Annotated in this window: 8 protein-coding genes and 1 riboswitch; all 8 genes read right to left on the bottom strand. The window is 66.0% G+C overall.

Annotated features, from left to right (window positions below; all coding sequences use genetic code 11):
• Nucleotides 1-50: 50 nt before the first annotated feature.
• The 8 genes from C8J39_RS10300 to C8J39_RS10265 all read right to left on the bottom strand — a co-directional run bounded on the left by C8J39_RS10300 (nucleotide 51) and on the right by C8J39_RS10265 (nucleotide 15,056).
• A complete protein-coding gene (locus tag C8J39_RS10300; RefSeq protein ID WP_120300537.1) occupies nucleotides 51-1,733 on the bottom strand; it encodes a ShlB/FhaC/HecB family hemolysin secretion/activation protein in 1,683 nt (560 codons plus the stop codon).
• 548 nt (nucleotides 1,734-2,281) lie between these two features.
• Nucleotides 2,282-3,664, bottom strand: a complete 1,383-nt coding sequence (locus C8J39_RS10295; RefSeq protein WP_120300328.1) for a PepSY domain-containing protein — start codon at nucleotides 3,662-3,664, stop codon at nucleotides 2,282-2,284.
• 14 nt (nucleotides 3,665-3,678) lie between these two features.
• The gene (locus tag C8J39_RS10290) at nucleotides 3,679-5,904 is read right to left on the bottom strand and encodes a TonB-dependent siderophore receptor (RefSeq protein ID WP_120300327.1); all 2,226 of its coding nucleotides are present in this window, start codon (nucleotides 5,902-5,904) and stop codon (nucleotides 3,679-3,681) included.
• 147 nt (nucleotides 5,905-6,051) lie between these two features.
• On the bottom strand, nucleotides 6,052-6,483 hold the full coding sequence (locus C8J39_RS10285; protein ID WP_243649868.1) for a DUF2946 family protein: 432 nt from the start codon (nucleotides 6,481-6,483) through the stop codon (nucleotides 6,052-6,054).
• Between the two features lie 65 nt (nucleotides 6,484-6,548).
• Complete coding sequence (locus C8J39_RS10280) at nucleotides 6,549-7,913, bottom strand: hypothetical protein (RefSeq protein WP_243649865.1); 1,365 nt, start codon at nucleotides 7,911-7,913, stop codon at nucleotides 6,549-6,551.
• Nucleotides 7,914-7,977: 64 nt separating this feature from the next.
• Entirely contained in the window at nucleotides 7,978-10,158 is a 2,181-nt protein-coding gene (locus C8J39_RS10275) for a TonB-dependent siderophore receptor (RefSeq protein ID WP_120300325.1), read from the bottom strand.
• A 231-nt stretch (nucleotides 10,159-10,389) separates the two neighbouring features.
• Nucleotides 10,390-10,623: riboswitch (cobalamin riboswitch) on the bottom strand.
• Nucleotides 10,624-10,713: 90 nt separating this feature from the next.
• Complete coding sequence (locus C8J39_RS10270; protein WP_243649863.1) at nucleotides 10,714-12,531, bottom strand: glycoside hydrolase family 9 protein; 1,818 nt, start codon at nucleotides 12,529-12,531, stop codon at nucleotides 10,714-10,716.
• The gene (locus tag C8J39_RS10265; protein ID WP_120300323.1) at nucleotides 12,528-15,056 is read right to left on the bottom strand and encodes an exo 1,3/1,4-beta-D-glucan glucohydrolase; all 2,529 of its coding nucleotides are present in this window, start codon (nucleotides 15,054-15,056) and stop codon (nucleotides 12,528-12,530) included. Before C8J39_RS10265 ends, C8J39_RS10270 begins: the two co-directional genes overlap by 4 nt.
• Nucleotides 15,057-15,136 lie beyond the last annotated feature (80 nt).

The raw sequence follows: 15,136 nt of genomic DNA, 5'->3' as shown, positions 1-15,136 counted from the left end.
ATCCTCGGTGGCGGTCGATGGCCGCTGAATTTCGGGGGGTGCTGGTGCGCTCAGAATGTCTTCGAGAGCTGGAACCAGGCGCGGCCCGACTTGTCGGGGGCGGACGTCGCATCGGCATCGCCGAGCTTGCGTGCATAGGTCGCCTTGGCGGCGATACCGTACGGTCCCGCCCAGCTCAGCCCAGCGCCGTACGCGCTGCGGTTCGCGTGGTTCGATCCGTCGAAATACGGGTCCTTGACGTAATCGACCTCGCCGACGTCGACGAACCCGAACAGCTGGAGCGCACCCGGCACGACCTGCGGCAAGGCCAGCCGTGCCTCGGCGGTGGCGACATAGCCTTGGTCGCCGTAAGCCTCGCCCTCTGGGTAGGCGCGGACGGCATAGGCGCCGCCCAGCTCCATCTTCTCGGAAATGTCGAGGTTGCTGAACGCGATCTGCCCGCGGGCAGAGGCGAACAGCGACAGCGGCCCGGCGATCGTCTGTAACCGCGCGAAGCTGAACTGGACCTTCCCGTAGCTGCCGTCGGTGCGCGCGGTCAGCGCGTCGACCGAGCGCTCATAGGCGCCGCGGATATCGAGATTGCCGACCGAATAACTCAGCGAATACGCGCTCCAGCCGCCGCCGAGCAGCGTGTCGTGCTCATCGCCGCTCAGCCCCGCGGTGACGACCTGCGCGCGGCGGAAAGTGGTGACGTCGACGATGCCGATCTTGTCCTCGAACCACTTCACGTCGCCGCCAAGCGTCACGTACAGATTGTTGTCGCGCGACCGGATCAGCGGATAGCTTGCATAAACGCTCGCGATGTCGGCATTGCCGCTGCCGTCGAGGCTGTCGAATTCCTTGCCCAGCGAGTATTCGAGATGCGCGAACGCGACGCCGAGCGTGACCTGCCCGATCGGCGCCTGGTACGATGCGCGACCGTAGGCGAGCCCGGAGAACGAGGTCAGCGCGCGCAGGCTCAGCACGTCGCCCGAGCCGGTCGGGTTGTTCCAGTTGACCACGCCGCCGACGCGGTAGGCGCCGGTGTAGCGGTTGCCGGCATTGTCGGCCTCGACACTGCCGGTGATGCTCTGGCCTGGGGTGATCGCGACCAGCAGGTCGGACGTACCGACCGCGGTGCCGGGGCTCAGCGTCGATGACACGCGCACGCCGGGCAGGTCCGACAACATCAGCAAGCGACGCTCGAGCGGCGCGACCGCGACAGGATCGCCGACGTCGAGCCCGGCGAGGATGCCGTTCGCGACGCTATCTGACAGTCGCGATTCATTCTTCACGCCGACCGCGCCGAAGCGTCCCTCGATGATGGCGATCGTCACTGCGCCGCTCCGTACGTCCTGTGCGGGCAGGTAGGCGTTCGCGACGAAATAGCCGCGGCTGGTGTAATAGGCGGTGATCCGCGCGGCGAGCGTCTTCAGGTCGGACAGGTCGAGCTCGCTGTTCGGCGTGAATTGTGATGCGGCGATCAGGTCGGCCTCGGGAAACAGCGTCGCACCGGTCACGCGCAGCGACCGGACGAGCGTCTTAGGGCCACCCGTGGCGGCAACGACGACCGGCGTCTTGCGCTCGAACCCGAAGTCTGGCGCGGGCGTCTCGTTCAGCGGTACTGGTGGGATCTGCTGGAGCTGTCCACCGGCCCCCACGGGAACCTGCGCCTGTGCAGATTGCGTCGAAATCAGCAAGGCAGCCGGGCTCACAGCCGCAAGCGCGGCCGCCCAAAGGGTCGACTTGTACATGAACACCTCGAAAGTCACCGCGGATGGAAGGCACGAGTCTCCCATCCGCAGCAGCGGGAGCCATGTTCAATGAATGTGGGGAGAGCGTCCGAAGCAAGGACGAAGCCTTCGAAGAAACTGGAGCGCGATTATGATCGGGTCTCAAGAATCTGTATGCAAACAGGCATCATTGGGCTGAAACGGTCCATTGCGACGTTCGCAACGCTTGGCCTATTCCACCATACTTGATCTATGTATGTTACCAAGATCAATTACAAGCTGAATATCTGATTAATTGTTCGTTAATTTACAATTATTGCAATCGAGTAGCAGTCTCCGGCGTGACTGGTCCTTGTGACGTCAGTCTATAGATGACGTTGACGTAAGGAGCAGGGAGATACTGCCTTTCGGGACGGCGGGCAGCGGTATGCTGTTGCTGGAAGTGGATAGGCTCCCACAGCCAAGGTCTCGTGAGCAGCATCCCATGCACCCGGGGGTCGGGTACGCTCGCTACCGACTGTTCGCGGCCGTGGCGCAATAGCGCGCCGCAGCTATCCTCGAACGTTCCGCTATCGCCTCACCACCGCGAGCAACACCAGCCGGTCGATCAGGAAGATCACGATCACCGACAGTCCCAGGATCGGGAACACTATCCCCGCGACGATGAGAATGGCGACAGCGCCCTTGATCCTCGTCGGGGAGACGCGCGCTGGCGCGGCAAGGCGACCCGCCGGGCGGCGTTTCCACCACATCACGACGCCGCTGATCACGAGCAACACGATCGCGAGGCAGGTCGCCAACATCACGAGTTGGTTCGCGAGCCCGAAGTAATTGCCCATGTGCAGTTGGACGCCGAGCTCGATCGCCTTCGCTGCCCAGCCGTAATCGGGGTAGCCGACCTCTCGGATTAAGCCGCCGGTCCAGCGATCGAAATACAGCGTGCGCTGCCCCTGCGGCTGATCGGGATAGGTGTAGGCGGTGTAGACGCCGGTCGCCCCACTCGGCAGGAACAGGCGATACGCACCCGCGACGTGGTGATCGCGCGTGACGGAGGTTGCGATCCGGTCGATCCCCGCAACCGCCGCATCGTCCCGCACCGCCATGGTCATCTCGTGGCCCGCATGACCGGCATGCTCCGCGGACGCCGTGGATGTCGGCATCGGCGCTTGCTCCATCGTCCACGGTGCTTCGCCGAGCGCGGTCTTCATCGGCACGCTCGCCGGCGCATTATGCGTCCGGTTCGATGCCGGGTAGCCGATGCCGAGCGCCGCCGTACCGCGCTTGAGCAGGTCGCCCTGGATCCCGGCCCAGGGGAGGCCGGTCAGCAGCAGGAACGCGATGAACGCGACGGACCAGACGCCGATCACCGCGTGCAGGTCGCGCCAGAACAGGCGTCCCCTCGCGCCGAGCCTGGGATAGAGGATACCGCCGAAGCCACCCCGACCACGTGGCCACCACAGGTACAGTCCGGTGACGATCAGGACGAGCGCCCAGCACGCAGCAAGCTCGACGATCCGATCGCCGACCGTGCCGAGCGTCAGCGATCCGTGCATCTCGTCGGCGAACCCTACCAGCGTGCGGCCATAGATCGTCGAGCCGAGCACGCGGCCCGTTCCCGGATCGACGGCCACGCGAAGCGGCTCGCCGTGATCGGGGGTGACGAATACGACCGCCGAGCGGTTGGGCGCGCTAGGAAGGTCGATCCGGGTTGCTGCCCCTGGATAAGCCTTCAGCGCGGCATCGATCATCCGCGACGGCGGCACCTGCGTTGCATGGACCGCGACGAATCGCTGCGCCGGATACAGCGCATCGTCGATCTCGTCGTTGAACAGATAGATCGAGCCCGTGACGGCCAGGATCAGCAGGAAAGGCGCGACGATCAGGCCGGCATAGAAATGCCAGCGCCACAGCGCGCGATAGGCTTTCGGATCGACCGAACCGGTGAATGCCATCTGGAAACCCCTGCTCAGAAATGCGTGGAAAGCGCGATTTCGACACTGCGTGGCGCGCCGATATAGACGTTGGTCGTCGGGTAGCCCGAATACTCGCCGTAGAACGCGTCGGTCAGGTTGCGGCCGCGGACCGACACCGATGCTTGCGGTGCGACCTGATAGCTGATCGACGCATCGATGGTCGTATGGCCGCGGACGAAATAGCTGTTGGCGGTGTCGGTGTAGAAGCCGGACACGTGCCGGACGAACCCGCCAAGCGTCACCGGTATGGCCTTGATCGTATAGAGCGCCGAACCGCTGACGGTGGTCGAGGGCGTGTTGATCGGTCGGTTGCCGGCGCGGTCGATGCGCGCGCCGGCGATCAGTTCGCTCAACTGGTCGTACTGCGCATCGGTATAGGCGGCACCCGCTGACACCGAGAGCGCGTCGGTGACCGCTGCGCCGATGTTGAGCTCGACGCCTTGCGACGATTGCTCCCCGCCTTGAATGGCTTGCTGCGGATTGTTCGGATCGCGCGTGAGGATGTTGGTCTGCTCGATCCGGTATGCCGCGCCGGTCATCGTCAGCCGCTTGGCGAACGCGGAGGCCTTGAAACCGACCTCGTATGAGCGGCCCTTCGTCAGCTTGTACGTCGTGTTGACGATCGACTGGAGCAGGATCGACGATACCGGCGTGACCGCCGTCGTGTACTGGCCGTACAAGGTGATACCGGGCGTAAGGTCGTAGGTGGTACCGATACGCCACGAGAACGGATCATAGGTCGGCGTGCCCCGCGTGACCGCGCCGTTCGCGTTGAGGTTGGTGATGACGCGGGTCAGGTCGATGTGATCGTACCGCGCGCCGCCGACCAGCAGCCAGCCTGGAGTCAGGTTGAGCGCATCCTCGGCGAACACCGACGCCGTCTTGAGCTTCGAGTCATAGACGACGTTGGTCGTCGAATACGCGGCATCGCTGGTCGGGAAGACGCCGACGATCGGCGCGAACGGATCGACGTTCGCGATCCGCACGGCGGCATTGCCACCGACCGGGCTTTGCTGGCGCGGGTTGACGAAGTTCGTGTCGTTATATTCGCCGCCCAGGCTGAACCGGTTGCGCAGTCCTGCGATCACGCTGTCGTTGGCGATCACGAGCCGCTCGTTCCAGAATTTGTGGTCGTGGTAGATGCGCTGGACCGACCGCGCGAAGCTGCCATTGGGGAAGGCGGCGGTGGGGGCGGTGAAGTTCTGATCGCCACTCAGCACGAAGTCGCGCTTGGCGTGATACCAGGTGAAGTCGTTCGCGACCGACCAGCCGCCGCCGATCGCATAATCGATCCGCGACCGCAGCGTCGTGTCGCGTGCGCCGGAATAGGCACCGTACGGATTGTAGTTGCGACGGCGCAGTGCCTTGTCGAGCACCATGCCGTTACCGCTCCGCAGCGCGTTGCTCGGATCGCGCGCAACGGCGGCGGAGACGAACGGCAGCCCTTGATAGCTGCTGTCGTACCGGTCTTCGTAATGGTCGACGGCGAAGAGCAGGCTCAAATCGGCCGATGGCTTGAACAGGATGCTGCCCGTCAGTCCGACCGAGCGCGTCGCATTGTCGTCGACGTCGTACAGGCTGTCGGAATGCATGTAGCTTGCGTCTGCGCGGACCGCGACGGTATCCGACAGTTTCAGGTTCACGCCGCTGGCCGCGGTCACCGTGTCGAAGCTCCCGACGCTCAACAAGCCGTCGAGGTGGTCGCCGTCGAACGTCGGCTTGCGCGTGACCTTGTTGATGACGCCGGCCAGTGCGCCTTCGCCGTAGAGCACCGAGGCTGGCCCCTTGATCACTTCGATCCGGTCGAAATGCCAGACGTTGGTATCGCGCTGGACCACGGTCGAGGTGGAGATACGGACGCCGTCCTGCAGGATCGAGACGGCGCCTCCCGAAAACCCGCGCAACGTCACGACCGCGGGGTTGCCGGGGACGTTGCCGGCAATTGCGCCGACGACGCTGTTGAAGGCCTCGCGCGCGGTGCGCAGGCCCTGCACCTGCATGTCCGCCTGTGTCAGCGTCTCGACGGTCGCGGGTGTCTCGCGGACCGACAGGCCTAGGCGACTGCCGGTATCAGATTTACGATCGAGCGTCAGCTGGTCGCGCTGGCCGGTGACGACGATCTCGGCCTTCTTGTCGATCGCGTCCTCCTTGTCGGACGCGTGGGCGGTCCCCGAGAACGGGGCGATCGATGCCGACGCGAAGACTATGGTTTTGAACATGTGAATCCCTGCTGTACCCGTCCGCACATCGTGGTGCGGATCGGATACCGTCATCCCCGCGGACTTGCCGCGCGTGTCGAAACCGGTCCGCCGACGTGGTGGACCAGCCAAAGCATCGTGATCGCGCCCGGTCCGAAGACCGACGGATCACGCGACGGGGAAGGGCGGGGGGCCTCGCAAGGGTGGCCGAAGATAGGCTTGCGCGGCGATCGGTACCGCGGTTCTCACGTGGCGGAGGAGACCGACGATGAACGCGATGGCGATCGCCAGCAGCACCGGATCGACCGCTGCCAGCGACGGCGCGCTCAGACCGGAAAAGGCGCAGGGCATCTCCCGCTCCTGATGATCGGACTTCCCCGAATGATGCGCCATGCCCGGCATCGTGATCGCCATCGCCATCATCGGCGCCATCACCGTCTGCGCGGGCGCGATGCCGCCGCAGATCTCGATCGTGACGCCCCCCCCGGAGACGACCGGCATGAACCCGGCCGGCACCAGGATCTTCATCGCCAGCGCGCACGCAAGCACCCACGCCGCCAGCTGGCGGTGGTTCAGGAGAAGGCGACGGAGTGCTGCCACGGCGCACGAGTACGCGCTCGCGGTGGCGCTGTCACGTGGACGAAACGTCCCGTTAAAAGCGTGGATCAGCCGCGTCTCAAACGCTTCCAGCCGAGCCAGATGCCGCTGACGGACGTCACCATGCCAACCAGCGAGAACAGCCAGATTAGCAGGTCCCACGCTGGCCGGTGCCGCGTCAGTATGGTCAGATCCCATTTGTGCAGCAGGTCGAACACCCAACGGTACGCCCGCCTGCGCCGATCGATCCTGGCCAGCACGTCGCCCGTCGAAGGGTCGATATACAGCCACGTCGCGGCGGGATCGTCGAAGCGCAATCGGAGCATCGGCAGGCGAGGGAGACCACCGGAATCGTACCAATATGCGTCGGGCTCGGTCAGCCGGTCGATCGCGACCGGCTGCGTGCCGGCAACAAGCATCCGTGCGGCGGCAGCGATCGCATTTGGCTTTGGCTGGGACGGGACGAGCGTCGCGGCGTCGAGGATTCGACGTCGACCATCCGGATACTCGAGCACCACGAGAGGTGTCGCCGCATAGTCGGTAATCCTTGCAAGGACGGCTCCCGCACCGACATGGCGCAACCGGTTGACAGGCACGGCCGGCATCACGCCAGCAGCAGCATAGGCCCGCACCGCCTGCGCATCCGGTTCCGTACTTCGGAACAAATGCCAGGGATCGACCGACAACCATCCGCTGAATATCCACGCGATCAGGAAACCGCCGCCGACCAGCCCCGCGACATGATGCCAGAGCATCCACCCGCGATACGGCGTCATCCGCCCACCCTTGAACCGGCGCGTTCCGATGCGCGCGCGGAGGATACCAATCCAGATGCCCGCGAGTGCCGCGGCGATACACGGCCCCGAAACCCACATGACGACCTGTCGCCAGGCGGCGTTGTCCTGGCGCAGGACGGTCGGATACAGCCAGTGCGGCACCGACCCCAGCCAGTTCCAGAACCGCTCGGTCCGGTCGGTCGACTGGACGATCCCGCCGGTGGAAGACGACACGTAGAGGTTGGTGCCGCCGTCGTCCTTCAATGTCGCTTTCCACAACGGACGATGTGGGTCGAAACCACCCGACACCGTCCACTGGTCCCGCATGATCCGCTCGACTTTCAGCACGCGTGCTCGCCCGAAACGGCTTGCGACGCGAACGGCATAAGCCGCGTCCACCGGAGCGAGATGGCTAGTCTTGCTTGCGGGAACGGTATGCCACCCGTCGTCCCAGCCCTGGCTTCGCCAGACCGGGACGCCGTCGCGCACCTCGAGCAACAGGTCTTGCGGCAATCGCCCCCCATCGAGCGGTGGCGGCACGGTCACGGCGGACCAGTCGATCGCCTCGGCTCTCGCCAGCGCTTCGGTTAGCGAGAGTGAAGGGTACGGCACGTACAGCATCACCAGGCCCGACCCGAACCACATTGCAAAGAACAAGCAACTGGCGATGCCGACCCATCGATGCACGAGGTACAGCCACCGGCGCGCGTGCCTGCCGGCGTTAGAAACCGGCACGAAGCGACACGTCCAAGGCGCGCGGCCGCCCCAGCACCCATTGCTGCGCGCCATAGCTGTTGATCGCATAATCCTCGTCGAACAGATTATAGACATGCACGTCGACCGCGACCCGCGGCGTCACCGCGTAGGACAGCGTCGCGTCGACCGTCGCATAGCCCGGAATGCGGAAAACATTGGCGTTGTCGGAGAATCTTCGCCCGACATAGCGCAGTCCGGCACGCGCCTGGACCGCCGGTGTCGCGGTCCAGCTCAGCCACAGGTTCGCCGTCGTCTCGGGGACGTCGGGTGGCGTGTTGCCGGCAAAACTCCTTTCGCCCGAGACGAAGTCGTCGAACTGCGCCTCCAACACACTGCCGTTGGCGTCGATGCCGAACCCTGCCGGCAACTCCAGCGACACCGCGGCCTCGATACCCTTCGCGGATCGCTGCCCGACCTGCTCGATCGGGCTCGTCGGGGTCAGTTGCGACAAAAGTCCCTTCTTGACGATGCGATAGGCGGCGATCGTCGCGGTGCCGCGGCCGCCCAGGAACACGGCCTTGGCGCCCGCCTCGACCTGGTCGCCCTTCGCGTTGCTGAACTGGACCTGCCCGGTGGCGTAGGTCGTCAGCGTCCCCAGCGGATCGACGCCCGTGGCATATTGCGCGTAGAACGAGACCGTCGGGACGGGCTGATAGACCGTCCCGACCCGCCATGTCGTGTTGCCGAGCCGCTTGTCGAGCGCGAAGCTTTCGGTCGGGACGGCGGCAGTCGAGTCGATCGTCCAGCGCCGTATCCGATCGCGCTCGTAGCGAATGCCGCCGACGATCGAGACATGCTCGCCAAGCTTCAACCGGTCCTCCGCGAAGATCGCATATTCGTTCGTCCGCGTGCGATACCGCGGTGCGATCCCCTGCGTGTCGACGATCACGCCAGGATCGAACACGAAAGGATCGACCACGGAGACCTGCGGGTCGGCGCCGAAATTGTGCGAATAGGTGAGCTTGACGAGGTTCACGTCGAAGCCCGCGACGACGTCGTTCGTCACGCCGTCCGCGATCCGCGTCTTGAGCGTCAGGCTACCCTGGTCGCCCCATTGCGTCTGATCGTGAACGATCCCGGTCATGTCGGTGCGATAGATGCCCCCGGGCGTGGCGCGCACGTCATTCGCGCCGTTGGGACAGAAGCCGTCCGCCGCCACCCAGCAATAGCTTTCGAGGTTGAGCCACGCGCGCTTGGAGGTGAGCCGGTACGCTTGATTGCTGACGGTGAGCGCCTCGCTCGGCTGCCAATCGATCTGGAGGCTGGTTCGGTTGTCGCGGTAGCGGACATGGCCGTCGCGCGTGTTGTAGTTGCGGTCGCGATTGTCGTGGTCGAGCCGTCCGTCGATCAGCGGCGTGCCGAAATAGCGCATCGGATTCTGGTCGCCGTAATCGTCGCGTACCGTGACGACGAGCCGATCGGTCGGTGCCCAGCGCAACGTCCCCGACAGCGCGTAGCTTCGTGATTGCCCGCGATCGACATATCCGTCCGACCGCCTGTAGCTGCCGTCGATGCGGTAGGAGAGATGCTCGTCGAGCGGTCCACCGGCACCGGCTGCGACGTGGAAACTGTCCTGCGATCCATAGCCGATCTCGCCGTCCACATCGGTGTGCCGCGTATTCGGATTGCGCATCAGCAAATTGACCGCGCCGCCGAGCGCACCTTGACCGTACAGGACGGAAGCCGGACCGCTGAGCACGTCGATCCGCTCGACCATCCACGGATCGCTCGGAAAGGTGATCGTGCCGGCCGCAGGAAAGAGGCGGATACCGTCGATCAGTTGCAGCACCGAACCCTGACCGCTGAACCCGCGCGCGGCGAGCGCCGTGCCACCATTGCCGAGATTGGCGACACTGGTGATGCCGGGCGCGCGGCTGGTCGCGTCGTTCACGGACACGTCGCCGCGCGCCCGGATGGTATTGCCGTCGATCGTCGACAGCGTCGCCGGCGTTTCGAGCGGCGACAGGTTCAGGCGGCTGCCGGTAGAATTCGGAACCGTGAGGTCGGCCTGATGGCGGCCGGTGACGAGTATATCGTCGGCGCTACCCGCCGAACGATCCTCCCCGGTCTGCGCGCTGGCCGGGGATGGTAGGAAGGTGACGAGCAAGGACGCGGCAAACGCGGCATACGGTGATGGAAACGACATATAAAAGCCCCCGAGGCGTCGGACGAACCGGCAGGGGCCTGTCACCGAGCACGAGGCTCGAACGTGCGCCGGTGAGCGCGCCGCGAGCGGATTGCCCGAGCACGTCCAAGCGAACGGGAGCAGCCGTACCCGACGGACGCCATCGCGACCGGCACGCCTGCCCATGCGGTCCCCACCGCACACATCGTCGCTCAGACGGAGTACCGTGCCTCGGCCATCCCCTGGACCAGGCAAGAGCGACCACACGCCGGCAGGTCTCCTGGCTCACGGGTCAACGCCCAATGCACAACCTTCCCAGACCGATCGGTCCAGTGGCTGGTGGCCGGGGACTTTGCCCGACCACGCACGTGCATCACGCTCGCCGCTTACAGTTGCAGGGACAGCCTCGGCATCAGGTGGTCGAAGCCACCCTCACCGCGTTCCCTATTAAGCTCCTCGCGGAGCACCGGTGCGATCATGCCGACCCATCCGAGAACAGGTCGACGGGCAAGGTGTAGCGTTACGTGAGGACGCGGGCAATCGACGATCGCGTAACGATCTTGGCGATCCGTCGACCTAACGTCGTCGCGTCGCGTCCAGGAACGCGGCAGTCCAGACGAGCGGGGCGTTCCAGTTGATCGCGACTTCGTTGACGGTGAACGCGCGGTAATCGTCGATCCAGCAGGTTTGCGGTGCGCAACCCTTCATCGGACCGGGTTCGTTCGCCGCCGCGGAGTTGGGGCCGCCGGAGAGGACGCCGGTGGGCGGCGCGGGATAGCGCTTGTCCGCCGCGGCCGCCCAGAAGCGGTGGTGCGGGTGCTGCATCGGGCGCGTGCCGATGCCGGTGACGTAGGACCGGTCGAGCGGATTGCGGCCGAGGATATAGTCGAGGCTCGCCACGACCGCATCGCGGTACGCGGGCTTGCGGTCGATCTGCCACGCGACGCCGAGAACGATCGCGCGGTTGAGGATCGAACTGCTCGATCCCCACGGGTAGTTGGTGCCGCCAAAGGGTATGCCGTAGCCGCTGCGCTTGCCTTCGGCGACGAAGCCGTCTGCGAGCGCGGTGATCCGGCTACGGAGATTGGCGCGATCATCGGCCGGAAGGTCGCTGGGGGCCGTCGCCAGCGTCAGCGCGCCTGCCAGCCTGAGCGAGCCCCAGCCAATATCCGCGCCGGGATCGGCGAAGATGCCGTCCTTGCGCAGGCGATCGAGGAAAGCCGGTTCGTTCGTCGTGGCATAGAGTTGCGCGGCGGCGAAGGTGAACTCGTCGCGGACATCCGGGTCGCCGTAGCCGCCACTGCCGGTGAAGTCCGAACTGGTGAGCAGGTTCGGGTGACGAAGTGCCGCAGCCCAGCCGCGCCGTGCCGCAGTGAGGCATTTGGTGGCGAAGGCGGGGTCGATCGTGCGCCAGATCCGCGCGCACTGCGCCGCGACGCCGACCATGTTGAGCGTCGCCGCGGTCGAGGGCGGATAGAGGAACCGCGTCTGGTGATCGTCGGCCGGCGCGGTCGGGATGCCCGTCCAATTCTCGTCGGCGATCTTGGTGTGGACCAGCCCGCTTGCGTCGATCGTCTCGAACCGGGTGATGGCCTTGCCAGCGACGCCCGCGTCCGGAGCAATGGCGAGCTTGGTGCCATCGGGAATCTGCATGGCGAGCAGGAAGCCGACTTCGACGCGCGCCTCGTCGAGCAGGTCGTCCTTGCCGTTGGTGCGTTCGGGCAGCGCGAGGCGGCCGTCGGCGAAGGCGTTGGCGTCACCGAACGCGGCCAGGCGCTCGTGGAGGTCGAGCAAGGTCCAGGTCGAGACACCGCCGTTGACAACATATTTGCCGTGGTCGCCGGCGTCGTACCAGCCGCCGGTCGCATCGAGCTTGTAGTTGCAGCCGGGCCATTTGACGCCCTTCTGATCGACGCCAGCGAAGCAGGTGGCGATGTCTGGCGCGTGGCCGGCGGGGCGGGCGAGGTTCTTGCGCTCGACGAACGCGGGCAGGATAGGGACGCCGCTGCGCTGCTGATAGAAGAACGCCATCGCCGCGGTCGCCACGCGCTCGAACGGACGGTCGGCGATCGCGAAGGGGTGGCTGGCGGTCGCGCCGACGTGCAGGCGATAGCCGGTGCCGGGCGTCCTGAAGCTGCCGAAGTCGATCCGGTGGACGCTTTCGCCCGATGCTCCGTCGGCGCCTACCGGTATCGTCTGTCCCGACGCGGCCGTCTTGCCGCTCGCATCGACGAGCGTCCAAGCGAGCGAACGGGCCTGCGTCGATGGCAGGACCGCCATCTTCGGACCGCGCGTCTCGAACCCCGCCTGGTCGATCCTGATCGGCGCAGGCGGGGCTTGCGTGGCAGCCGTCGTCAGCAGGACGGCGGCCGCGCCGAGCAGAAGCCGGCTCAATCGCCGCATTTGGTCATCGGTACCGGAGCGGAGTCGATCTTCACGTCGGAGATCGACAGGCCGAGCTTGCCGTCGGTGGCGATCACGAACGGTGCGGTGACGTGCGCCATGTCGATGCCGCGCTTGGCGAAGCATTGCAGCGGGACGATGACCTGCTGCCAGTCGCCCGACTTGCCCGCCGCGAGCGCCTTCGTGATCGGGACGGTGACCGCGTTACCGTCGTTGCTGACCATGCCGAGACCAATCGGTGCGCTGCCTGCGCGATCGACGCGGACGTCGACGACCAGGCTGAGCTCGCCGTTGCTCTCGCGCGTCAGGTCCAGCGGACCCGATGCCTCGACCCGCGTTTCGGCGGGGCCGCCGGTCCACACGAACGCGCGCGCGTCTTCCTGACGGCGGCGGTCGACCGCGGAGGCGGTGAGACGCTTGGTCGCGGTCGTCGCGTTGACGCCGAGCAACCGGACCTTCGACTGGCCCTGCTCGACCAGCGCGAGCGACCAACCTTCGGGAACGCGGCCCTTGCCGAAGATCGTGCCGTTCGACGATGCCGCCATGCCGGCGGGGCGGGTTTCGTCGAGCTTCGGTACGCTGCCCGGCTTGGCGTAGCTGAGCCCGTAGCCGAACGCGAACAGCGGGTCGTAGCCCGGGTCGGAGCGGTTGAGGACATACTGGTCGGGACGCTTCGGCCAAGAGAAGCTCAACTTGCCGCGAAAGTCGTTGGCGACGCTGCCGTCCTTCTTGCGGAACAGCACGTCGGCGACGCCGCCGCCCTCGCTGCCCGGCAGGAACGCCGCGACGAACGCATCGGAGGCGTTCAGTTCGGCGTTCACCCAGAGCGGGCGGCCCGACAGAAACACCGCGACGACGGGGACGCCCGCGGCCTTCAGCTTGCGCAGGAGGTCGAGGTCGGACTTGTCCTCGGGGCTGAATTCGAGGTTCGGGCGGTCGCCCTTGAACTCGGCATAGGGCTGTTCGCCGAACACGACGATCGCCGCATCGGGCTTCTTGGCGAAGCTGCCGTCCGCGGACAGCGTCGCGGTGCCGCCAGCGTCCTTGACCGCGGTGCTGATCCCCGACCAGATCGTCTCGGCATTGGGGAAGTTTGCGTTGGTGGTGCCGCCGCCCTGCCACGTCAGCGACCAGCCGCCGGCCTGTTGCGGGATGTTGTCCGCACCGCCGCCCGCGACGAGGATGTTGGCCGAGGGCTTGAGCGGGAGCAGACTGCCCTCGTTCTTGAGCAGCACCAGCGATTCAGCGGCTGCCCGGCGGGCGATCGCGCGGTGGTCGGCGGCACCGATCAGGTTCATCTTGCCAGCGAGCGCCCGCGACGACGGGCGACCGCGATCGAACGTCCCTGCGCGGATCTTCACGCGGAGGATGCGGCGGACCGCGTCGTCGAGCCGCGCGGCGGGGATCTCGCCCGACTGCGCCTGCTTCAGCGTGTTGGCGTAGAGCGTCTTCCACCCGCTGCCCGAATACATGAACATGTCGAGCCCGGCGTTGATCGCCGCGGCGCAACTCTCGTTCGAGCAGCCATCGACCTGGCCGTGGCCGTTCCAGTCGCCGACCACGAAGCCGTCGAAGTGGAGCCGATCCTTGAGCACGCCGGTCAGCAGACTCGTGTTGCCGTGCATCTTGGCGCCGTTCCAGCTCGAGAAGCTGGCCATCACCGACTGCGTGCCCGCCTCGATCGCAGCCGGATAGCCGCCGAGATGGATGTCGCGAAGGGTGGTCTCGGGGATACGCGCGTCGCCCTGGTCGCGCCCGCCGGTGCCGCCATCGCCGAGGAAGTGCTTGGTCGTCGCGATGACGTGGTCGGGGGCGAGGAACTCCTTGGTGCCGACTTTGCCCTGGACACCTTCGATCACCGCGCCGGCGTAATCAGCCTGGATCTGTGGCTCTTCGGAATAGCTCTCGTACGTCCGCCCCCAGCGATCGTCGCGGACGACCGCGAGCGTCGGCGCGAAGGTCCAGTCGATGCCGGCGGCGGCGGTCTCGATCGCGGTGACGTGGCCGATCTCGCGCATCAGGTCGCGATCACGCGCCGCACCGAGCCCGATATTGTGTGGGAAGAGCGTCGCACCGGGAATGTTGTTGTTGCCGTGGACCGCATCGGTGCCCCAGATCACCGGGATCGCGGGACGGCCGTCGCTGCGCGCCATCGACGCGTCGTAGAACTCGTCCGCGAGTTTCAGCCATTCGACCGGAGGTGCGAGATCGTTGCCGTGCGGGCCGGCATTGCCGCCATTGAGGATCGAGCCGAGCTTGTAGGTGCGCAAATCGGAGGGCTCGATGCTGGCAATATCGACCTGGATCAGCTGGCCGATCTTGTCCTCCACGGACATGCGTTTCATGATCGCGTCGATCCGCGCCTCGACCTTCGGATCGCGCGATGGGCGCGCGTTCGCGGTCGGCCAGATCTCGGGATGCGCGACGGGTGAAAGCGGCGCGGTCGGTGCCGCTACGGGCGTCGCCGCCGATTGCAGCAGAAGCGCGATCGTGAGGCTGGAAAAACTGGCCGACATCTCATTCTCCCCGGACGGTGCGCTGACGCGACCCTGTTCTCGTATCCTCGCTACCGGGTGAGGGCAGCGCGGTGCAAATC

The sequence above is a fragment of the Sphingomonas sp. PP-CC-1A-547 genome, assembly GCF_003610375.1.
Taxonomy (GTDB): Bacteria; Pseudomonadota; Alphaproteobacteria; order Sphingomonadales; family Sphingomonadaceae; genus Sphingomonas.
This window is presented reverse-complemented; position numbering and strand designations above follow the sequence as displayed.

What these genes read in the sequence shown, in the direction of transcription:
- C8J39_RS10290 (WP_120300327.1), bottom strand. Translation starts at nt 5,904, where the DNA reads ATGTTCAAAACCATAGTCTTCGCGTCGGCATCGATCGCCCCGTTCTCG.
- C8J39_RS10300 (WP_120300537.1), bottom strand. Translation starts at nt 1,733, where the DNA reads ATGTACAAGTCGACCCTTTGGGCGGCCGCGCTTGCGGCTGTGAGCCCG.
- C8J39_RS10295 (WP_120300328.1), bottom strand. Translation starts at nt 3,664, where the DNA reads ATGGCATTCACCGGTTCGGTCGATCCGAAAGCCTATCGCGCGCTGTGG.
- C8J39_RS10275 (WP_120300325.1), bottom strand. Translation starts at nt 10,158, where the DNA reads ATGTCGTTTCCATCACCGTATGCCGCGTTTGCCGCGTCCTTGCTCGTC.
- C8J39_RS10265 (WP_120300323.1), bottom strand. Translation starts at nt 15,056, where the DNA reads ATGTCGGCCAGTTTTTCCAGCCTCACGATCGCGCTTCTGCTGCAATCG.